We start from the raw sequence: 20,755 nt of genomic DNA on the forward strand, positions 1-20,755 counted from the left end.
ACCAGGAAGGCGGCCACCCCGGCGAACATCAGGAAGCCGATCTCCACCCGGTTGCTGACGTCGAGATCCAGTTCGCCGACCTTGCGGCCGGTGGCCCTGCGTGCCACCAGGATGCTGACCAGCACGACGACCGGCCAGCCGAGGCCCATCAGCAGCCGGTTTGAGCCCGTCATGTTCGCCGCGGCGTATTGGGTGTATTCGGGCACGTGGCCTGCGGTGTAGGCGTAGTACAGGTCGACCGCGTACTCGGGCAGGACGGCGATGACCCCCAGCACCGCGACCGCAAGGCCGCCCGAGACGTCGATCTGGGCGGCTTCTGCGGCCCACGCCAGCACGAAGCTGGCCGCAACGACGGCGGCTCCATAGGTGATCAGGCCCAGGATCGGACTTGGGTGGATGCCGAGGACGCGCACCACCAGGGCCGGGCAGATGAAAACAGCGACGATCCCCAACGGGCGAAACAACAACCGCGACGACGCGGCAGCGCTAACAGCGCCGGGGGCCGTGGTCGTCATATGCACATCGCCTGGGATCGTCGAAGCGGTAAGGGCTTACGATCACCCCGCCCGAAAACATACCGTCCGAGCGATGATCCAGCAACATAGCCGAGCTACCAATAAATCAAGCACCCTGGCTGAAACTTGCTGGTCAGCGAGCCCACAATCGGAACTTCGGCTACCCGATACTTTGGATGTGGCTACCCTGCCGCGGTTGCGAACAATTGACGTGCGGGTGACTAATCAGTCGGCTTCGGCGAGCCGCTGCTTGAGCGCCTCGAACTCGTCCTTAACGCCGGTCGGCAGCTTTTCGCCGACGAATTCGAACCACTCCTCGATTAGCGGCAGTTCCTCGCGCCATTCGCTCGGGTCGACCACGAGCGCTTTATCCACATCGGCGGGATCGACATCCAGCCCGTCCAAGTCCAGATCCTCGACGGCCGGCACAATACCGATCGGGGTGTCCTGGCCGCCGGCCTTGTGCTCGATGCGGTCGACGATCCACTTCAGCACCCGGCTGTTCTCGCCGAAGCCCGGCCACAAGAATTTGCCACCCTCGCCGCGGCGGAACCAGTTGACGAAGAACACCTTCGGCAGCTTGGACTCGTCTGAGTTCTTGCCCAGGTCGATCCAGTGCTGGAAGTAGTCGCCGACGTGATAGCCCAGGAACGGCAGCATGGCCATCGGGTCGCGGCGCACGGTGCCGACCTTGCCTTCGGCGGCGGCGGTCTGCTCGGAACCCAGGGTGGCACCGATAAATACACCGTGTTGCCAGTCGCGGGCCTCGGTCACCAACGGCACCGTGGTCTTGCGGCGGCCGCCGAACAGGATCCCCGAGATCGGCACCCCTTGCGGGTCGTCCCATTCCGGCGCCAGGATCGGGCACTGCGACATCGGCGTGCAGTACCGCGAATTCGGATGCGCAGCTTTGGTTTCCGTCTCGCGAATAATCCAGTCCTGGCCCTTCCAGTCGATCAGGTGATCCGGCTCGCCCTCCAGGCCTTCCCACCACACATCGTTGTCGTCGGTCAACGCGACGTTGGTGAAGACGGTGTTGCCCGCGGCGATGGTCCGCATGGCGTTGGGGTTGGACTTCCAGTTGGTGCCCGGCGCCACCCCGAAGAAGCCGAATTCCGGGTTGACCGCATACAACCGGCCGTCCTTGCCAAACCGCATCCAGGCGATGTCATCACCGAGCGTTTCGGCGCGCCAGCCCGGGATGGTCGGCTGAATCATCGCGAGGTTGGTCTTGCCGCACGCCGACGGAAATGCCGCGGCGAAGTAGTACGCCTTGTTCTCGGGGGAAATGAGCTTGAGGATCAGCATGTGCTCGGCCAGCCAGCCCTCGTCGCGCGCCATCGCTGAAGCGATTCGCAGCGAATAGCACTTCTTGCCCAGAAGGGCATTTCCGCCGTAACCCGAACCGTAGCTCCAGATTTCGCGAGTTTCCGGGAAGTGCGTGATGTACTTGGTGTCGTTGCAGGGCCACGGGACGTCTTTTTGCCCGTCGGCGAGCGGCGCGCCGACGGAGTGCAATGCCTTGACGAAGAATCCGTCGTCGCCGATCTTCTCCAACGCCGCCTTGCCCATGCGGGTCATGGTCCGCATCGAAACGACCACGTATTCCGAATCGGTGATCTCCACACCCAGCTTGGGGTCGTCGGCACCGAGCGGGCCCATGCAGAACGGCACCACCCACATGGTGCGGCCCCGCATGCAACCGCGGTACAGCTCGGTCATGGTCGAGCGCATCTCGGCCGGGTCCATCCAGTTGTTGGTCGGACCGGCGTCGATCTCGCGCTCGGAACAGATGAAGGTCCGCGATTCGACGCGCGCCACGTCGGAGGGGTCCGACAACGCCAGGTAGGAGTTGGGCTGCTTTTTCGGGTTCAGCGGCTTGAAGGTGCCCGCTTCCACCAGCTGCTCGCAGACCCGCCGCCACTCTTCCTCAGAACCGTCAGCGAACACCACCCGGTCCGGCTGGGTCAGCTCGGCGACCTCCTCCACCCAGGACAGCAGGCCCTGGTGATTCGTCGGCGCGGTATCTAGACCGGGAACGGTCGCTGAAGTCATCGAAATCTCCTGCACTCTCATGCGTAGGCGGCGGCTCTATGGCTCAGAGCGGGCCATTTCGCCCGTGCGGCTTTGCGGTGGCCCTTTGTACAGGTTATCGCGGGGTATATCGCCTGGGCAGGTCGGGCGGGTATTGGATCACTCACAAGAACGATTCAGAACACGTTATCGGCGGTATTTGCCGACGGAGTTTCGTCAATTTCATCGTTGCCGGCATTGGAGGTTACCGACGGGTCGGCCGGGGTGCCGGAATCGGAGGCCGGGGTATCGGCGGGCTCGGTCTTCGCTGCCACGTCGTCGGTCGCCGCAGCCTCGCCGAGTTCGGCTCGCACCGCCTCGAGCGCGGCCTGCAACGTCGGCATCTCCCGGCCTCGCAGCGCCGCGGCGCGCGCCCCGACGACGGCGTGCTCGCGCAGCTCGGTGTCGATGACGCCGACCTGCTCGCTGACCCGAGCGCTCTCCACCTCGTCTTGCTCGCCCAGCGCCGCGGTCAGCGTCGACTCGGCTCCCAGCACCCGGGTCGAGACCAGCTGCTCGAGTGCGGATCGCAGCTGTGCGGTCGCCTCGCCGGCCCAACGATCCAACAATGCGCGATCGCGCAGCAGGCCGCGGGTGCCGACCACCCAGACGGTCAGCGCAAGCCCGATCGCCGCGCATGCGACGGCCCCAGCCAGCGTGAGGCCGGGAGTCAGGTCGGCCAGCAACCGGCTCAGCGTCAACGCCACACCTAACCCGAACCCCGCGCCCACCAGCATCATCAGCCGGGTTTCCAGCCGCCGCGACTTCAGCTGCGGCGCCGGTACCTCGATCGTCGGCAGCGCGGCGGGCCCGGGCGGCTCGACCGCCAGTCCCAGGCTTTTCGCGACGTCAGCCAAATGTGTGGTGGTGCCCTCGTCCACCTCGGTGATTACCTCGTCGAGGCGGCCGCGGGTGTAGGCCTCGAACCCCGGCAGCTGGCGCCGGGTTAGGCCTGCCGCGTCTTCCTGCAGCTCGGAGCGCACCGAGGCGCAGCGGTTGCGGGCGAAGTATGACAGCTGGACCCGAGCCTGCTGGGTCTGGCTGCGCAGCGCGATCGTGCGTTCCGACTTCGACAGCCGTCGCTGCCGCAGGATTCCGCTGCGCTGCTCTCGCAACGCCTCGACCCGCGCCCGCCGACCCGCGCCATCGGCATCCCGGTCGTAGCGATCGGCGACGTTCTGCAGTCGGGATTCCCAGGCCCGCAACCTGTTTCGTCGCGGAAGGTCGGTGTCGGCGAGCTGTTCACGCACGGCGGCGGCGAGGTCGTCGACTCGTGGTTCACCGCGCTCGGGCAGGGCAGCGGCGCCGACCCACGGCACCTCGCGGTAGCGCGGCGCGTGCGCCGCCAAAACGTCGCGGTCGGCGGCCAGGACATCACGCCAGCCGCGATACACGTCGATCTTCGACACCACACCGATGACCGCGTCGGTATCGGCGGTCGCGGCGTCAAGCAGCGCGCAGTCGGACTCGGTCAATGCGGCCGCCGCCGAGACGACGAACACCACCGCCATGGCTGCTTCGCCCGTCGCCAGGTCGGCCGACTCGACGAACGTGCGCTCGGGCAGCCGTTCGCTCAGCGCCGCGACCACGCCGCTGACCCCGGCCAGCCACGGCCCGGTCACCAGGACCACGTCGCGGCGCTGCGTGGTGGGCGCACCCAGGCGCGGACCGATGGCCGCCACCATCGCATCTACTGCGTCTTCTGCGGCGGTTGCGCCATTGCCTGCCTGGCTTATGCGCCGCTCCTCCTCATCGCTGCGCTCTGCATCGTCGTCGGCGCGGTCGGTCACGCTGAACTCCCGACCTTCGACCATAGCCGCAGCGATCCCCTGACGATGTCCGCGCCACAGGCGCGGTGCAAGCCTGTCACGGGGCCACCGCTGTAGCGTTGCCAGCCCTTGGCGCGGCGCAGATACGCCGCGGCACTGTCGCAGCGATCGACGCTCATGCCGGCCGCCTCGACGACGTCGACAGCGTCCGCCATCCGCGCGACTACCGTGTCGTCGCGAGACAGGAATTCGCCGACTCGCGCGTCGGTGACAGCCAACGTCTCCAATTCGGCGACGGCGTCCAGCATGCGCCGGTAGCGCACCTGCGCGCCGGCCGACCCGATCTTGTTGACGACGTCGTCAATACAGCTCAGTTGGCGCAACACGGCGCGAGCCTGATCGCGGGTCGCGCCGCGACGGATCGCGGCCACGGCCTGTTCGACGCCGAACCTGTCGAGGGCGTCAAGCAGCCGCGTCCGTAGCTCCGCCGCCACCGGGTGTCCGCCGGGTCGGCCGGCCAGCACCCGCAGCGCAGTCCAGAGCGTGTCGTCGAGCACATCGTCGAGTACGGCGACCGCGAGCAATCCCACCACCGGCTCGATCGGTAGACCGATACGCGGTGAAAGCTCGGCGCAGCGGGTTCTCGCCGCGCTGGCGATCAGATCCGCCTTGTTCAGCACCGCCACGACCGGCCGACCGGCCGCGGCGATCGCGTCACAATCCTCGGGTTTGACCACTTCAGCGATGACGTAGACGTCAACGTCGGCTTCCGCTGACGTCACTGTGAATGTTCCGCGCATCTCCGCAGCGCGCGCCAGCGCGTGCGCCACGGTGCTGCGGCCCACGCCGCGACGTCCGGATACGGCCACCCGCAGCGGCGCATCGAGCCGATCGGCGATCGCGGTGCAGCGGGAGTTCGCCACCTCGGTGGCGAATCGCTTCAGCTCATCGACGAAAATCTGACGCCCCTGTCCGATCTTGTGCTTCGCCGGCTAGATCCGTACCCGCAAAATGCCGGTATTACTCCAGGACTGCCTATTGTCGCCGAGTGGTGACAACGCGACGGGCCGGGTCTGCCGCTCGAATGGTGACATCTGCGCCGCCTGGATGCGAGCCACCCGCTACCAGTCGAAGGCAACTGTTGGGTATCAATCTGGGCTGCGGGAGGCAACATCATCGATTAATGGGTAACGATGAACGGATGCGTGCGCAGCCCCCGGTGGAAGCGGCCACACCGCCGACACCGCCGCCAGACACCCTGCCTGCGGCGCACTCTGCCGGCGGATATCGGCGGACCACCAGCTTCCGGTCGCGGCGCTCGGCGTTGTCGCCCGCCCAGCAGCGGACCTGGGAGCGGTTGTGGCCCGAACTCGGGATGATGGCCGCGCCGCAGCACAGCCCCGATGCGTCGGACGAGCCGCTGGATGCCCGCGCCTGGTTCGGCCGTGATGCTCCGCTCGTACTCGAAATCGGCTGTGGCACAGGAATTTCCACGCTGGCGATGGCGCGCGCGGAGCCGGAGGTCGATGTTATCGCCGTCGAGGTTTATCGCCGCGGGCTGGCACAGCTACTCTCCGCCATCGACCGGGAAAACGTCACCAATATCCGGTTGATCCGCGGGGACGCCGTCGACGTGCTGGAAAACCTGATCACACCGGGCTCGCTGAGCGGAGTCCGGGTGTTCTTTCCCGATCCATGGCCCAAAGCCCGGCACCACAAGCGCCGACTGCTCCAGCCCGCCACGGTTGCCCTGATCGCTGACCGGCTCCGTCTCGGAGGTGTGCTGCACGCCGCCACCGATCATGCGGGGTATGCCGAGCAGATCGCCGAGGTCGGTGACGCCGAACCCCGCCTGGCGCGGGTCGGAGCGGCCCGCGTCGACCTGGCGATCTCGGTCGTGCGCCCGACTACAAAATACGAAGACAAGGCACAGCACTCCGGTAGCGCCGTCTCCGAATTGCTCTGGGAAAGACGACAACCATGAGCCTGACCGAAGAAACAACCACCGAACCGGCACCGCCGCCGGGCGAGGCTATGCCCAACGTCGAATCGACCGCTCAGCGGGTGTTGCTGGTGTGGGACGCGCCGAACCTGGACATGGGCCTTGGATCGATCCTGGGCCGCAGGCCCACCGCACTGGAGCGCCCGCGCTTCGACGCGCTCGGCCGCTGGTTGCTGGCCCGCACCGCCGAGGTCGGCGCCAATCGAGGGGACGTCTCGGCCGAACCCGAGGCCACAGTGTTCACCAACATCGCGCCGGGCAGCGCTGAGGTGGTCCGGCCGTGGGTGGATGCGCTGCGCAATGTGGGATTTGCCGTCTTCGCCAAGCCCAAGCTCGACGAAGACAGCGATGTCGACAGCGACATGCTGGAGCACATCGCGCAGCGCAGCGCCGACGGCCTGGCGGCGCTGGTGGTGGCTTCCGCCGATGGTCAAGCTTTCCGCCAGCCACTTGAGGACATCTCGCGTGGCGGGGTACCCGTTCAGGTGCTCGGATTTCGCGAACATGCTAGTTGGGCGCTAGCGTCGGATACCTTGGAGTTTGTTGACCTGGAGGACATCGCGGGTGTTTTCCGGGAGCCGCTGCCGCGGATCGGCCTCGATTCGCTGCCTGAGAAGGGGGCGTGGCTGCAACCGTTCCGGCCGCTGTCTGCGTTGCTGACCTCGCGTGTCTGACACTGGAAAACCAATACCCGAGCCGCAACAGATGCATTAAGGAGAAACGTGTTCGCCTGGTGGGGTCGAACTGTTTACCGCTACCGGTTCATCGTAATCGGCGTCATGGTGGCGCTGTGCCTCGGCGCGGGCATCTTCGGGATCAGCCTCGGCAAGCACGTGACGCAGAGCGGTTTCTTCGACGACACCAGTCAGTCGGTCAAGGCGTCCGTACTCGGCGACGACACCTATGGCCGCGACCGGACCAGCCACATCGTGGCTACTTTCACCGCTCCGCAAGGCAAGACGGTCGACGACCCGGACTGGTCGAAGCAGATCAAGGATCAGCTCGACAAGTTCAAAAAAGACCATCCCGACCAGGTACTCGGCTGGGTCGGCTACCTCGCGGCACCGAATTCCACCGACCCGGTTGTCAAAGGCATGGCGACCGAGGACAAGAAACACACCTTCGTGTCCATCCCGCTCAAGGGCGACAGCGACGACTCCATCCTCAACAACTACAAGGAGATCGCGCCCGACCTGCAAAAGCTCGATGGCGGCAAGGTCGGAGTCGCCGGCCTCGAGCCGGTGGCCAACGGCTTGACCGGCACCATCGAAAAAGACCAACAACGGATGGAAGTTCTGGCCCTGCCGTTGGTGGCGGTGGTGTTGTTCCTGGTTTTCGGCGGGGTGATCGCTGCCTGCCTGCCGGTTATGGTCGGCGGTCTGGCTATCGCCGGCGCGCTGGGCATCATGCGATTCATCGCGATGTTCAGTCCGGTGAACTTCTTCGCCCAACCGGTGGTGACGATGATCGGCCTGGGTATCGCCGTCGACTACGGGCTGTTCGTGGTGAGCCGGTTCCGGGAGGAGATCGCCGAGGGCTACGACAGCGAGGTCGCCGTTCGCCGCACGATGATGACGGCCGGGCGCACCGTGACGTTCTCGGCGGTGCTGATCGCGGTTTCCGGCGCCAGCATGCTGGTGTTCCCGCAAGGCTTTTTGAAATCGCTGACCTATGCCGTCATCGCGGCGGTCATGCTGTCCGCGATCTTGTCGATCACGATCCTGCCGGCCGTGCTGGGTATCCTCGGCCATCACGTCGACGCGTTGGGCGTGCGGACCCTGTTGAAGGTGCCGTTCTTGGCGAATTGGAAGCCGTCGCGGGTATATCTGAACTGGCTAGCTGGCCTGCTGCAAAAGACCAAGACCCGGGAAGAGGTCGAGCAGGAGTTCTGGGGCAAGCTCGTCAACCGGGTGATGAAGCGCCCGTTGGTGTTCGCCATTCCGATCGTGGTCGCGATGATCCTGCTGATCATCCCGCTGGGCAACCTGAAGCTCGGTGGCTTCAGCGAGAAGTACCTCCCGCCGAGCAACCCGGTCCGGCTGGCACAGGAGAAATTCGACCAGCTATTTCCGGGCTACCGCACGCAGCAGCTCACCATGGTGATCGAAAGCAACAACGGCGGCAAGGTCACCGATCAGCAGGTCGCCGAGATCCGCAACGACGTCGGCTCGATCAGCGGGTTCACTGACAAGAGCTGGCAGGAACGCCCCTGCCCGACCGTCGCCGATAATCCTTGCGTCGCAGGACCCAATGCGACCAGCCATCCCAAGAACGCCTCGGTACGGGTAATCCAGAACGGGCTGGTGAACCCCAATGACTCGGCCAAGAAAATCAACGAATTGCGGGCCATCTCCGCACCGAAGGGGCTGACCGTTTTGGTGGGCGGCACACCCGCGCTCGAGCAGGACGCCATCCACGGCATTTTCAGCAAGCTGCCGCTGATGCTGGTCATCCTGTTGACGACCACCACGCTGTTGATGTTCCTGGCGTTCGGATCGCTGGTGCTGCCGATCAAGGCCACGGTGATGAGCGCATTGACGCTCGGATCGACGATGGGCATCTTGACGTGGATTTTCGTCGACGGCCACTTCGCCAAGTTGCTGAACTTCACGCCGACGCCGCTGACCGCGCCGGTGATCGGTCTGATCATCGCGGTCGTCTTCGGTTTGTCGACCGACTACGAGGTGTTCCTGGTGTCCCGGATGGTGGAGGCTCGAGCGCGCGGCATGTCGACTGCCGAGGCCATCCGGATCGGTACCGCGGCCACCGGTCGGATCATCACCGCGGCGGCGACCGTGCTCGCCGTGGTCGCCGGCTCGTTCATCTTCTCCGACCTGGTGATGATGAAATACCTGGCGTTCGGGTTGATGGCAGCATTGCTGTTGGATGCCACAGTCATCCGGATGTTCCTGGTGCCGTCGGTGATGAAGCTGCTCGGCGACGACTGCTGGTGGGCTCCGATGTGGATGAAGCGCCTGCAGAACCGCATCGGGCTCGGCGAGATTCATCTACCCGACGAGCGCAAGCGGCCCGTCGCACGTTCCCGTGCCGAGCGGCCGGCGGTCGCCGCGCCCACCCCCGCGACCACGACACCGCGTCCACCGCACGACCCCACCCACCCGGGCGCTGAGACTCCAGCGGCTCCACCCGTTCCGCCGAGGCCGGGCAGACCTGCCGGGCCGGCCCCTCGGCCGGACTACCGGCCGCCGGCCCAGGACACGCCGTCGGCCGCAGGCACCACGAAGATGCGCGCGCCCGGACGCCCGGAGCCCAAAGAGCCTCCTACGACACGCTTCTCGGCACAGCAGAACGCATCACCGTCTCCCGTCACCGGTCGCCCACCCGCGGCCCCGCCGCCCGGGCCACAGCCGCCCCGCGGCGACGATCGCGAAATAGAGTCCTGGCTCAGCGAATTGCGGGGACCACAGCCGAACGACCGTCCCGCCGATCCACGCGGCACCATGCCGCCGCCGTCGAAGCCGTCTGCCGATCAAACCCGGGCGATTCAGGTTCCCAATGAACACCCGTCGGGGCAACGGCCTAAAGACGAGGACCTAGAAGACCAAGCCACCACCGCCATCCCGACTCCCCCACGGGATGAGAAGGACCCTGACGTCGCCACCCAGAAACTGAACGCCCGCGGCAAAAACACCGACGGCGGCGATCGGACCCGTCAGCGCCGCGGCGGCGGGCTCAGTGCTCAGGATTTGCTGCGCCGAGAAGGCCGGATCTAGCTCTTCGTCGCGCTTTCGGGCTCCGGCTCGTCGGGTTCGGCTTGCATCACCGTCGCCGTGGACTCCGGGTCTTCGATTTGCTTCGCCTCGGCGGCGGGATCGTCGGCCAGCAGCACCTGGAACGCGTTGTTCAAGAACGCAACCGTCGGGACGGCCAGCAGCGCGCCGACGACTCCGGCAAGGACACCGCCCGTCGAGATCGCCAGCACCACCGCCAACGGATGGATCGACACCGCGCGGCCCATCACCAATGGCTGCAGAATGTGCGCCTCGAGCTGGTTCACGCCGATGAGCAAGCCAAGCGTGATGAGCGCATAGACCCAACCCTTCGCGATCAGTGCGACTATCACCGCCAGAAAGCCGCTGACGACGGCACCAACCAGCGGGATGAACGCGCCGAGGAACACCAGCGAAGCCAGCGGCAGCGCCAGCGGCACGCTTATGATGGCCAAACCGGTGCCGATCCCGACAGCGTCGACCAACGCCACCAGGAAAGTGGCCCGCACGTAGCCCACCAGCGAGCCGTATCCCGCGTTGCCCGCGGCGCGTACCCGGTCCCGGACGCCGGGAGGGAAGATCTTCGTGACGTAGGCCCAGATATTGCGCCCGCCGTAGAGGAAGAAGATCAGCGTGAACATCGTCAGCAGTGCCGCGGTGAGGATTTCGGTGACCGTGGCCGCAGTCGAGAGTGCGCCGCTGGTCAACTTCGCCTGGTTGTTCTGCAGTGCCTGAACCGCCGCGTTGCCGGCGTTCTCAATCTGTTGGCGGCTCAGATGCAGCGGCCCCTCGATCAGCCAGTTGCGGGTGGTGTCGATGCTGCGGGTGACCTGGTTGACCAAATCCGGCAAACCGATGATGAACTGGCTGATGACGAATGTCATGATGCCGCCCAGAATCGCGAAGCCGGTCAATAGCACCAGGGCGACCGCGCCACCGCGGGGAGCCCCCCGACGGTCCAGCCAATCCACCGCCTGGACCAGCAATGCGCTCAACATCAGCGCCAGTAGCACCGGTACGACGATGATTTCCAGCCGCGCGATTACCCATAACAGCGCCATCACGGCGGCGAAGATGGCCAATAACCGCCAGGACCAGGCGGCCGTTTTCCGAACGATGGGTTCTACGGACTCGTCGGCGGCCTTCGACGGCATAATCGTCAAGCCTAACCGCCGGACCGTATGTCACCGTGCAAATACAGTGCGGACACCGGTGCCGGGCAGCGATCCTGGTGCGACCCGCGCGGCTACGCTGAATTACGTGTCTCGCGACGCACCGGCCACGAACGTCGACGGTCACGACGAAGAACGGGCCCGCGGCAAGTACTGGTGGGTGCGCTGGGCTGTGCTGGGCGTCGTCGCGATCGTGCTGGCGGTCGAGGTGGCGCTGGTGTGGGACCAGCTGGCGAAGGCCGCCAAGAGTCTGTTGTCGGCGAAGTGGTACTGGCTGCTGGCCTCGGCGCTGTCGGCGGTCGTCTTGATGCACAGCTTCGCCGAGGTCCAGCGGACCTTGCTGGCATCGGCGGGGGTGCATGTCCGAAAATTGCGGTCGGAAGCCGCCTACTACGCGGCCAATTCGCTGAGCACGACGCTGCCCGGTGGTCCGGTGCTGGCTGCGACGTTTCTGCTTAGGCAGCAACGGATTTGGGGTGCGTCGACGTTGGTGGCGTCGTGGCAGCTGGTGATGTCGGGTGTGCTGCAAGCGGGCGGGCTGGCGCTGCTTGGTCTGGGCGGGGCGTTTTTCCTCGGCGCGAAGAACAACCCGTTCTCGTTGCTGTTTACACTGGGCGGCTTCGTCGCGTTGTTGCTGCTGGCCCAGGCGGTGGCGTCGCGGCCCGAGCTGATCGACGGGATCGGGTGCCGGGTGTTGTCGTGGGTCAACTCGGTCCGCGGTCGACCGGCCGACACCGGCCTGGCGAAGTGGCGCCAGATGCTCGCCCAGCTGGAGTCGGTCAGCCTGAGCCGGCGCGACTTGGCGGCGGCCTTCAGCTGGTCACTTGTCAACCGGTTCGCCGACGTCGCCTGCCTGGGCTTCGCCGCGTACGCGGCCGGGTATCACGCATCGATTGGCGGGTTGACGGTGGCCTGTGCGGCCGCCCGCGCGGTCGGCACGATACCGCTGATGCCCGGTGGCCTGTTGGTCGTGGAGGCGGTGCTGGTGCCCGGTTTGGCCTCCAGCGGGATGCCGTTGTCCGGCGCCATCTCGACGATGTTGATCTACCGGTTGATCAGCTGGTTGCTGCTGGCCGCCGTCGGCTGGGTGGTGTTCTTCTTCATGTTCCGCACCGAGAACGACATCGATATCGACGCTGAGACCCGCGATGCGTCAGCAGCCGACCCCGCCGCGGTGGAGTTGCCCGGGGATGCGCTACAGGGCCCACTGCCGCCACCGGATCCGGCCGCCGAGACTCTGCGCAGAACTAGGCGAACGCCTACCTAACGGCGCTCAGCCCCGGCATCATCGCCGGCCCGGCGGGTGCGGCCGGCGCCGCAGCCGGAACGCCGCCCGAAGGCAGCGCGCCCTGGGCGCCGTTGATGGCCTGCGCCGCGGCATTCGGCAGGCCGCCGGGCAGCCCGCCCGGAAGGCCGCCCTGCGCGCTCTGCATGAAGCCGAGCACCTGAGGAAGGCTGATCGGCAGCTTGCACCGGCTCGACAACCTCGCGAGCGGCAGCGCGATCGTCTGCATGTCGCTCGCCGCCTTGGGATTGGCGTCGAAGTACGCCTTCATCGCGTTGACCGACTGCGGTCCGGCCGGCTCTTGCAAGACACTCGTCATTGCCTGGTTGGTCTCCGGATGCCCGTCCAGGTAGTCGCCGGCGGACCTGGCGACGTTGCCGATCGTCCGCGCCATCTCACTGGCAGCACAGGGATCAGACGCGCCGACCGCCGACGGCGCAGACAGCAGCACCACCGCGGTGACACCACCCAGCGCGGTGGCGGTCAGTACGCCGAACAGCCGTCGGCGCAACGTCGCGCTACTCCCAATCAGGGACGTCATAGGTAGCTCCTTATGGCTTGCCGTTATGGGCTTGCGAATCTGGGTCGGCCCCGCACACGATTGCGATCAGCGGCCGGATATAACAAACCGCTAACGCCCACCGGCCATCCTGCCATCCGTTCCGGCGGGCCCGCCAATTCAGCGCGGAAGAAACTCGTCACATCGACATCGTTGCCGAGTTGTTGCAGCTCAGCGCGCCCGGTCACATAGCTTGCTGGGGTACGCTGACCTGCACGCGACGTTAGCGGCGATCGCAATGGCGCGGCGAAGCCGGGCGCAGCGGGGTCGCCGCTAAACCTGATGCGGGGAGACCGAAATCCAGCACTTCATGATGCGCCTAAGCAGCAACCTGCGCAGATTTCGCTGGCTGGTCTTCACAGGTTGGTTGCTCGCGCTGATACCCGCGATCTACCTGACGGTGACCCAGTCGGGTCACCTTACCGGCGGCGGTTTCGAGGTGGCCGGATCCCAGTCGCTGCGCGTCCACGATCAACTCGAGGCGCATTACCCCGACCAGGGCACGTCGCCGTTGGCGCTAGTCGCGGCGCCGCGCGCGGACGCCAGCTACGAAGATATGAACGCCGCTGCAACGTTTCTGCAGCAAGTCGCCGGCCAGGTCTCCGACGTCGCGGTGGTGAAAAATTCGGCCCAGCCGGCACCGGCGCCCGACCGGCCGTATGTGGTGTCGTTGCGACTGGACTCCTCCAACAACAGCAGCGCCAGCGACGCCGCCAAGAAGCTGCGGGCAAAGGTCGGCGTCCAGGGCGAGCGGCCGGGGCAAATGGAAAACGGCCGGGTCAGGCTGTACGTCATCGGCCAGGGCGCGCTGAGCACGGCGGCGGCGGCCAACACCAAACACGACATCGCCGCGGCGGAACGCTGGAACCTTCCGATCATCCTGATTGTGTTGCTGGCGGTGTTCGGTTCGCTTGCCGCCGCCGCGATCCCGCTGGCCTTGGGCATCTGCACCGTCGCCATCACCATGGGCCTGGTCTATCTGCTGTCGGCCTACACCACGATGTCGGTCTTCGTCACCTCGACGGTGTCGATGTTCGGCATCGCCCTGGCGGTCGACTATTCGCTGTTCATCTTGATGCGCTTCCGCGAGGAACTGCGCGCCGGACGCCAGCCGCAGGAGGCGGTCGATGCGGCGATGGCGACGTCCGGCCTTGCCGTGGTGCTCTCCGGGATGACCGTGGTGGCCTCGCTCACCGGGATCTATTTGATCGACACCCCCGCGCTGACGTCCATGGCCACCGGCGCGATTCTCGCGGTAGCGGTCGCGATGCTGACCTCGACCACCATGACACCCGCGGTGCTGGCGACGTTCGGCCGGGCGGCCGCCAAGAGATCCGCGGTGCTGCACTGGTCGCGGCGACCCGAAACGACGCAGTCGCGGTTCTGGAGTCGTTGGATCGGCGGGGTCATGCGCCGGCCGTGGATCTCGGCGTTGGTGGCATCGGCGGTCCTCATCACCATGGCGGTGCCCGCGCTGTCGATGGTGCTGGGCAACAGCCTGCTTCGGCAATTCGACTCGTCGCATGAGATTCGCGCCGGGGTGTCCGCGGCGGCCGAGGCGCTGGGGCCCGGCGCGCTGGGCCCGGTGCAGGTGCTGGTGACTTTCCCCAACGGGGACGCGTCCTCGCCCACGCACACTGCGACCCTGACGGCGGTCAGCCAAAAGATGGCGCAGGCGCCCGGCCCCAGCGTATCGGTGGCACCGCCGGTGTTCGCCGACAACAACACCAGCGCGATGTTGTCCGGTGTGCTGTCAGTGGATCCCGAGGACCTGGGCGCGCGCAGCAGCATCGCGTGGATGCGGGCCCGCCTACCCGCGGCAGGCGAGGGCTCGGCACAGGTGGACGTCGGCGGACCGACGGCGCTGATCAAAGACTTCGACGACCAGGTGTCCAGGACCCAACCGCTGGTCTTGGTTTTCGTCGCGCTGATCGCGTTCGTCATGCTGCTGATCTCGATTCAGTCGGTGTTCTTGGCGTTCAAGGGCGTGCTGATGACGGTGTTGTCGGTGGCCGCGGCATACGGCAGTTTGGTGATGGTCTTCCAGTGGGGCTGGCTGGAGAAGCTGGGCTTCGCGCCGATCACCTCGATCGACAGCACCGTTCCACCGCTGGTGCTGGCCATGACGTTCGGCTTGTCGATGGACTACGAGATCTTCTTGCTGACCCGAATCCGGGAACGGTTCCTGCAATCCGGTCACACCCGCGACGCCGTGGCCTACGGCGTAAGTACCAGCGCGCGCACCATCACCAGCGCCGCGCTGATTATGATCGCGGTGTTCATCGGTTTCGCGTTCGCCGGTATGCCGCTGGTGGCCGAGATCGGGGTGGCTTGCGCCGTCGCGATCGCGGTGGACGCCACCGTGGTGCGGCTGGTGATGGTGCCCGCCCTGATGGCGATGTTTGCCCATTGGAACTGGTGGCTGCCCGGTTGGCTGGAACGCATCCTGCCATCGGTTGACTTCGAAAAGCCTTTACCCACAGTCGATCTCGGCAATGTCTTGATGATCCCCGAGGACATCTTGGCGCCTGTAGTGCCCGCCGCAGACCTTCGGATCGTGCTGAAGTCCGCGGCCAGGCTCAAGCACCTGATCCCGGACGCGATTACCGTGGCCGACCCGCTGGCTTTCACCGGATGTGGGCGCAACGGCGCACTGCGGGAACACGTCAAGGGCGGAGATGACGCCAGCACGCATCAATTGGTCGTTGCCGGGACGGCGGCCGGCACCAACGGTCATACGACGACCAAAAAGTTGACCGGCGGCTTGCCGCACCGCAACGGGGCCGGCCGCGCGGCACCGCGCGCGGTCCGGCCCGTACATCCGGTCACGCTGTGGCGCGGCCGGCTCTCGGTCGCTCTCGACGCGCTGGAAACCGAGGCCGAGACCGACCACCCGACGTTCGAGCGGCGCAGCCCGATGGAAATCACCCACGTGCAGTTGCCCACCGGCGACCGGCTGCAGATCCCGACCGGTGCAGAGACACTGCGGCTCATGGGCTACCTGATCATGTCGCGCAACAGCAGCCGGGATTACGCCGAATTTGCCGAGCTGGTCGACACGATGGAGGCCGAGACCGCCGCATTGGTACTGGCCGGGATGGATAGGTATTACTCTGGTCAATCACCCAGGCGGCAATGGATCGCTACCCAGTTGGTCCGGCGGCTCGCGGACCCACATCCGTCGGATCTCGACGACGATAGTTGGCCCGGTCCGGATGGAAAGGCAGACTGGGAGGAGGTCAGGCAGCGCTGCCTGTCGGTGGCAGTGGCGATGTTGGAGGAGGCGAGGTGACGTTGGCACCCGACCGACGCCACGGACCGGCGCCGCATCGATCCCCCGCCCGCCCTCGCAATGCCGAGCGGCCCGTGGAGTTCTGGCCGACCTCGGCCATTCGCTCGGCCCTGGAAGGTGGCGACATCGCCACCTGGAAGCAGATCGCGGTCGCGATCAAACGCGACCCGTACGGGCGCACCGCACGCCAGGTCGAAGAAGTGCTGGAGAGCTCGCGGCCGTACGGCATCTCCAAGGCGCTGGCGGAGGTACTGGACCGCGCCCGCGCACACCTCGAGGCCAACGAGCGCACCGAAGTGGCCCGCCACGTCCGGTTGCTGATCGAGCGGTCGGGGCTGAAGACGCCCGAATTCGCGTCCCGGATCGGAGTGCCCGTCGACGAGCTGGGCGCCTACCTGACCGCCACGACCAGCCCGACGGCATCGTTGATGATCCGGATGCGCCGGCTGTCCGACCGGTTCGCGAAGGCCCGAAATCCACAGCCACCGCAGCAGCCTGGTCCGCGCGCGCCGCACCGGCCGCCCCGCAGCCACTGATGCTCGACCAGCCCGACGATGTGACGCTGCAACGGATCCTGGCCGAGACCCGCACCATCGCGGTGGTCGGCGCCTCGGACAAACCGGCGCGGCCGAGTCACGAGATCTATTCGTATCTGCTCTCGACGGGTGACTACCAGGTTTATGCGATCAACCCGACCATCACCGAGATCGACTGCGCCCCAACCTATCCGCGGTTGGCCGACTTGCCTGTAGTGCCCGACATGGTCGACGTGTTCCGTCGGTACGAGGAGCTGCCATCGGTATTGGCCGAAATCCTGGCCCTTGCGCAACGACCGAAAACCCTTTGGCTGCAAGAAGGTTTATGGCACGAACAAGTGGGCCACGACGCCGAAGCCGCCGGTATGCACGTGGTGATGGATCGTTGCCTCATGGTCGAGCACGCCCGGTTGCGCTGACCGTCGTTAGCGGGCGTTGATCGGCGACACGTCAAGGACCAGCCAATGATCGCCCTGCTTGCTCAGTGTGATCCGTAGCGCCAGCACCGCGTTGCTGGGCGGCTGACCCGGCGTGTTCTGGGTAGCGCGCAGCACCACCGCCACGACGGCCGCAGACGGCCCGATCGCTTCGACGCCGGCTTCCAGCGTCGAAGCCGAAGCGGTGACGTTCCGGTGCGCCAAATCCGCTGTGGCCTTTGCGAAATTGTCCTTGAATGCGGTCGCCTGTTCGGGCACCATCATGGCCGCGGCCCGGTCGATGGAGGCCGTCGGTTCTTGCGGCGAGAAGGTGGCCGTCGCCTCGGCCATCCCGGTCGCTATCCGCACCACCTCCGCCGAGTCGGACTTCAACCGCCGGTCCGGCAACGTCCAGTGGGTGTAACCGGTTAGCACGGCCGACACCACCGCCACCGTGCACAGCGCCACCACCGCTAACCGGAGACCGGGCGCGTCGTCGTCGGTGCCGACGGTCACTGAATCCCGGCGCAGCAGCCAGACATTCACCGCTATCGCTTCGACGATGAGCAGCACCAACACCGAACACGCCGACACCCACCACCGCGGCCAGGCCAGAACGACCCCGATCGCCAGCAGCGCGCAGATCGCGGCCAGCGGCGCGGCGATGTCGAACGCGAAGACTCTCCAGGCGTTTCTCATCGAATGGACTCGAGCCGCGAAATCATCAGCTTGCCGTCCACGTCGGAGACGCCTAACCGCAGGTTCCAGTGCACGGTCTGCGGCTTGCCGCCGGCGTTCTCACTGACCGACGTGGCGACCACCATCACCGTTTCTGTCCGACGGGCGATCGAGGCCGGCAGTTGCTCCGCGGGCCGGGGAGTGCCGGGCTGGGCGTCGAGGTCGTGGTGCACGGCTTCGACCGCGACCGCCTCGACCTGACCGTGGCTGGTCGATTGCAGCCGCTGGACCACTTGCTGATAGGGCTGCATGGCCGAGTCGAAATCGGCGTTGAGTTCCCCGACGGTCCCGTCGTGCAGCCGCTGCAGGCTGGCCGCGATGTTGCCGGTGTTCATATTGATCAGCACGCCCGTCCAGTCGACGGCGGCTTGCATGACTCGGCTTCGGTAACCGCGCTCGTCAACGTCGCTGCGGTGCGTCACCCAGATGACCGCGGCCAGGGCGATAGCCGCCACGGTGAGCGCTCCCAACGCTGCCGAAGCGACGCCATAACCGGAGATGGCCGGGCCGTGCACGTCGTCGGGCGCCGCCTCGTCGTCGCCGTCGTCGGCGGCTGGCCTGGTCTGCTCGGCGTCGGGCATGGCCGTGAGCCTAGCCGGGCGACGATGCAGAGCCCGCAGGGCGATGAGGAGAAGCCCGGCGATCCGATACAGCCTGGCGGCTTAAGGAACAATGGTGGCGTGACGGTAGAAGCTATCCGCTCGGGCATCGACCTGAGCCATGTCGACGCTCGTGCCCGCCCCCAAGACGACCTGTTCGGCCATGTAAACGGCCGCTGGTTGGCCGACTATGCGATCCCGGCCGACCGCGCCACCGACGGCGCCTTCCGCTCGTTGTTCGACCGGGCAGAGGTCCAGGTGCGCGACCTGATCACCGAAGTCAGCGAGAAGATATCGGCGCCCGGCACCGACGAGCAACGCATCGGCGATCTGTACGCCAGCTTCCTGGACGATGAGACGGTCGAACAGCGGGGCGTGCAACCGCTGCTCGACGAGTTGGCGGCGATTGACGGCGCCGCCGACCCGGACGCGCTCGCGACCGTTGTCGGTGCCCTGCAACGTACCGGCGTGGGCGGTGGGGTCGGTGTGTACGTCGACACCGACTCCAAGAACTCCACCCGCTACCTGGTTCACGTCAGCCAGTCGGGGCTGGGACTGCCCGACGAGTCCTACTATCGCGACGAGCAGCATGCCGAGCTGCTGGCCGCCTACCCGGATCACATCGCCCGGATGTTCGCGCTCGTCTACGGCGGCACGCCCGACGATCATCGCCAGACCGCGTCACGGATCGTGGCGTTGGAGACCAAACTGGCCGCCGCGCACTGGGATGTGGTCAAGCGGCGCGACGCCGACCTCACCTACAACCTGCGCACCTTCGCCGATCTGCAGACCGAGGCAGTGGGCTTCGACTGGCCGGCCTGGGTGGCGGCGTTGGGCAGCACACCCGAAGCCGTCGCTGAACTTGTTGTGCGCCAACCGGATTACGTGACGACGTTCGCCGAACTCTGGCGCAACGAGGATTTCGACGACTGGAAGAGTTGGGCGCGCTGGCGCCTTATCCACGCCCGCGCCGGATTGCTCACCGATGCGCTGGTAGCCGAGGACTTCGCGTTCTATGGCCGCAGGCTTACCGGCACCGAGCAGATCCGCGAGCGCTGGAAGCGCGGAGTCGGGCTGGTGGAAGGCATGCTGGGCGACGCCGTCGGAAAGCTTTACGTCCAAAAGCATTTCCCGCCCGATGCCAAGGCACGCATCGACGCGCTGGTCGCTAACCTGCGTGAGGCGTATCGGGTCAGCATCAGCAACCTGGACTGGATGACCCCGGAGACGCGGCAACGCGCGCTGGTCAAACTGGACAAGTTCACCGCCAAAGTCGCCTACCCGAACAAATGGCGGGACTACTCGAAGCTGGTGATCGACCGCGGCGACCTCTACGGCAACTACCGGCGCGGCAACGAGGTCAACTCCGACCGGGAGATGGCCAAGCTGGGTGGCCCGGTCGACCGCGACGAGTGGTTCATGACCCCGCAGACCGTCAACGCGTACTACAACCCAGGCATGAACGAAATCGTCTTCCCCGCAGGCATTTTGCAGCCACCGTTCTTCGACCCCGACGTCGACGACGCCGCCAACTACGGCGGTATCGGCGCGGTGATCGGCCACGAAATCGGGCACGGGTTCGACGACCAGGGCGCCAAATACGACGGCGACGGCAATCTGGTCGACTGGTGGACCGACGACGACCGCACCGAGTTCGGCGCCCGTACCAAAGCGCTGATCGAGCAGTACGATGTCTACACGCCGCGCGGGCTGGACAACGGCCACCACGTCAACGGCGCGTTCACCGTGGGCGAGAACATCGGCGATCTGGGCGGTCTTTCCATCGCGCTGTTGGCCTATGAGCTGTCGCTCAACGGCGAGGCCGCTCCTGTCATCGACGGCCTCTCGGGCGTGCAGCGGGTGTTCTTCGGCTGGGCGCAGGTGTGGCGCACCAAGTCACGGGACGCCGAGGCGATACGGCGGCTGGCCATCGACCCCCACTCGCCGCCGGAGTTCCGCTGCAACGGCGTCATTCGCAACATCGACGCCTTCTACGACGCGTTCGGCGTCGCCGACAAGGACGAGCTGTACCTGGACCCGCAACGCCGGGTCAGGATCTGGAATTAGG

The 20,755-nt window shown here is 66.3% G+C and carries 15 protein-coding genes and 1 pseudogene; 8 read left to right on the top strand and 8 right to left on the bottom strand.

All coding sequences use genetic code 11. The features are described from left to right. The 4 genes and pseudogenes from VKI00_RS01315 to VKI00_RS01330 form a co-directional block, all read right to left on the bottom strand. Positions 1–515: pseudogene (locus tag VKI00_RS01315) on the bottom strand (sodium:proton exchanger); the annotation flags it as partial. Between the two features lie 225 nt (positions 516–740). Beyond that, entirely contained in the window at positions 741–2,570 is a 1,830-nt protein-coding gene (locus VKI00_RS01320) for a phosphoenolpyruvate carboxykinase (GTP) (RefSeq protein ID WP_324434691.1), read from the bottom strand. Positions 2,571–2,725: 155 nt separating this feature from the next. After that, positions 2,726–4,273: a hypothetical protein gene (locus VKI00_RS01325; RefSeq protein WP_324434739.1), complete on the bottom strand. Its 1,548-nt coding sequence runs from the start codon at positions 4,271–4,273 to the stop codon at positions 2,726–2,728. A gap of 101 nt (positions 4,274–4,374) precedes the next feature. After that, complete coding sequence (locus VKI00_RS01330) at positions 4,375–5,334, bottom strand: hypothetical protein (protein WP_324434740.1); 960 nt, start codon at positions 5,332–5,334, stop codon at positions 4,375–4,377. Positions 5,335–5,540: 206 nt separating this feature from the next. Between VKI00_RS01330 and trmB the strand changes: the two genes are divergently transcribed. Genes trmB through VKI00_RS01345 form a run of 3 tightly spaced genes read left to right on the top strand, consistent with a single transcriptional unit; the run spans position 5,541 to position 10,093 of the window. Continuing rightward, positions 5,541–6,341 carry a tRNA (guanosine(46)-N7)-methyltransferase TrmB gene (gene trmB, locus VKI00_RS01335; protein WP_414687093.1) on the top strand — a complete coding sequence of 267 codons (801 nt, stop codon included), beginning with the start codon at positions 5,541–5,543 and terminating at the stop codon, positions 6,339–6,341. Between the two features lie 50 nt (positions 6,342–6,391). Next, entirely contained in the window at positions 6,392–7,033 is a 642-nt protein-coding gene (locus VKI00_RS01340) for an NYN domain-containing protein (RefSeq protein WP_414687094.1), read from the top strand. A 48-nt stretch (positions 7,034–7,081) separates the two neighbouring features. Next, on the top strand, positions 7,082–10,093 hold the full coding sequence (locus VKI00_RS01345; RefSeq protein ID WP_324434695.1) for an MMPL family transporter: 3,012 nt from the start codon (positions 7,082–7,084) through the stop codon (positions 10,091–10,093). On the opposite strand, the gene VKI00_RS01350 is transcribed toward VKI00_RS01345, so the two are convergent. Further along, positions 10,090–11,244 carry an AI-2E family transporter gene (locus VKI00_RS01350; protein ID WP_324434696.1) on the bottom strand — a complete coding sequence of 385 codons (1,155 nt, stop codon included), beginning with the start codon at positions 11,242–11,244 and terminating at the stop codon, positions 10,090–10,092. The two genes, VKI00_RS01345 and VKI00_RS01350, sit on opposite strands and share 4 nt — an antisense overlap. Before the next feature lie 106 nt (positions 11,245–11,350). On the opposite strand from VKI00_RS01350, the gene VKI00_RS01355 reads away from it, so the two are divergent. Continuing rightward, on the top strand, positions 11,351–12,529 hold the full coding sequence (locus VKI00_RS01355; protein ID WP_324434698.1) for a YbhN family protein: 1,179 nt from the start codon (positions 11,351–11,353) through the stop codon (positions 12,527–12,529). On the opposite strand, the gene VKI00_RS01360 is transcribed toward VKI00_RS01355, so the two are convergent. After that, on the bottom strand, positions 12,522–13,079 hold the full coding sequence (locus VKI00_RS01360) for a hemophore (protein WP_324434743.1): 558 nt from the start codon (positions 13,077–13,079) through the stop codon (positions 12,522–12,524). The genes VKI00_RS01355 and VKI00_RS01360 overlap by 8 nt on opposite strands. A gap of 337 nt (positions 13,080–13,416) precedes the next feature. Here VKI00_RS01360 and VKI00_RS01365 point away from each other — a divergent pair, with 337 nt between their 5' ends. From VKI00_RS01365 to VKI00_RS01375, 3 genes are read left to right on the top strand one after another with little or no spacing between them, the layout of a single operon-like run. Then, positions 13,417–16,398: an MMPL family transporter gene (locus tag VKI00_RS01365; RefSeq protein WP_324434700.1), complete on the top strand. Its 2,982-nt coding sequence runs from the start codon at positions 13,417–13,419 to the stop codon at positions 16,396–16,398. Then, positions 16,395–16,934, top strand: a complete 540-nt coding sequence (locus tag VKI00_RS01370; protein ID WP_324434702.1) for an XRE family transcriptional regulator — start codon at positions 16,395–16,397, stop codon at positions 16,932–16,934. The genes VKI00_RS01365 and VKI00_RS01370 overlap by 4 nt, the downstream gene beginning before the upstream one ends. Further along, the gene (locus VKI00_RS01375) at positions 16,934–17,353 is read left to right on the top strand and encodes a CoA-binding protein (protein ID WP_324434704.1); all 420 of its coding nucleotides are present in this window, start codon (positions 16,934–16,936) and stop codon (positions 17,351–17,353) included. The genes VKI00_RS01370 and VKI00_RS01375 overlap by 1 nt, the downstream gene beginning before the upstream one ends. Positions 17,354–17,359: 6 nt before the next feature. Here the strand turns inward: VKI00_RS01375 and VKI00_RS01380 are convergent, their stop codons facing one another. Together VKI00_RS01380 and VKI00_RS01385 are read right to left on the bottom strand one after the other, a co-directional pair. Continuing rightward, on the bottom strand, positions 17,360–18,049 hold the full coding sequence (locus VKI00_RS01380) for a hypothetical protein (protein WP_324434706.1): 690 nt from the start codon (positions 18,047–18,049) through the stop codon (positions 17,360–17,362). After that, positions 18,046–18,669: a hypothetical protein gene (locus VKI00_RS01385; protein ID WP_324434708.1), complete on the bottom strand. Its 624-nt coding sequence runs from the start codon at positions 18,667–18,669 to the stop codon at positions 18,046–18,048. Before VKI00_RS01385 ends, VKI00_RS01380 begins: the two co-directional genes overlap by 4 nt. A gap of 99 nt (positions 18,670–18,768) precedes the next feature. Between VKI00_RS01385 and VKI00_RS01390 the strand changes: the two genes are divergently transcribed. After that, entirely contained in the window at positions 18,769–20,754 is a 1,986-nt protein-coding gene (locus tag VKI00_RS01390; RefSeq protein WP_324434710.1) for a M13 family metallopeptidase, read from the top strand. Position 20,755 lies beyond the last annotated feature (1 nt).

This window comes from Mycobacterium sp., assembly GCF_035314665.1.
Lineage (GTDB): Bacteria > Actinomycetota > Actinomycetes > Mycobacteriales > Mycobacteriaceae > Mycobacterium.

What these genes read in the sequence shown, in the direction of transcription:
- VKI00_RS01320 (WP_324434691.1), bottom strand. Translation starts at nt 2,570, where the DNA reads ATGACTTCAGCGACCGTTCCCGGTCTAGATACCGCGCCGACGAATCAC.
- VKI00_RS01325 (WP_324434739.1), bottom strand. Translation starts at nt 4,273, where the DNA reads ATGGTGGCGGCCATCGGTCCGCGCCTGGGTGCGCCCACCACGCAGCGC.
- trmB (WP_414687093.1), top strand. Translation starts at nt 5,541, where the DNA reads ATGGGTAACGATGAACGGATGCGTGCGCAGCCCCCGGTGGAAGCGGCC.
- VKI00_RS01340 (WP_414687094.1), top strand. Translation starts at nt 6,392, where the DNA reads ATGCCCAACGTCGAATCGACCGCTCAGCGGGTGTTGCTGGTGTGGGAC.
- VKI00_RS01350 (WP_324434696.1), bottom strand. Translation starts at nt 11,244, where the DNA reads ATGCCGTCGAAGGCCGCCGACGAGTCCGTAGAACCCATCGTTCGGAAA.
- VKI00_RS01365 (WP_324434700.1), top strand. Translation starts at nt 13,417, where the DNA reads ATGATGCGCCTAAGCAGCAACCTGCGCAGATTTCGCTGGCTGGTCTTC.
- VKI00_RS01375 (WP_324434704.1), top strand. Translation starts at nt 16,934, where the DNA reads ATGCTCGACCAGCCCGACGATGTGACGCTGCAACGGATCCTGGCCGAG.
- VKI00_RS01380 (WP_324434706.1), bottom strand. Translation starts at nt 18,049, where the DNA reads ATGAGAAACGCCTGGAGAGTCTTCGCGTTCGACATCGCCGCGCCGCTG.
- VKI00_RS01385 (WP_324434708.1), bottom strand. Translation starts at nt 18,669, where the DNA reads ATGCCCGACGCCGAGCAGACCAGGCCAGCCGCCGACGACGGCGACGAC.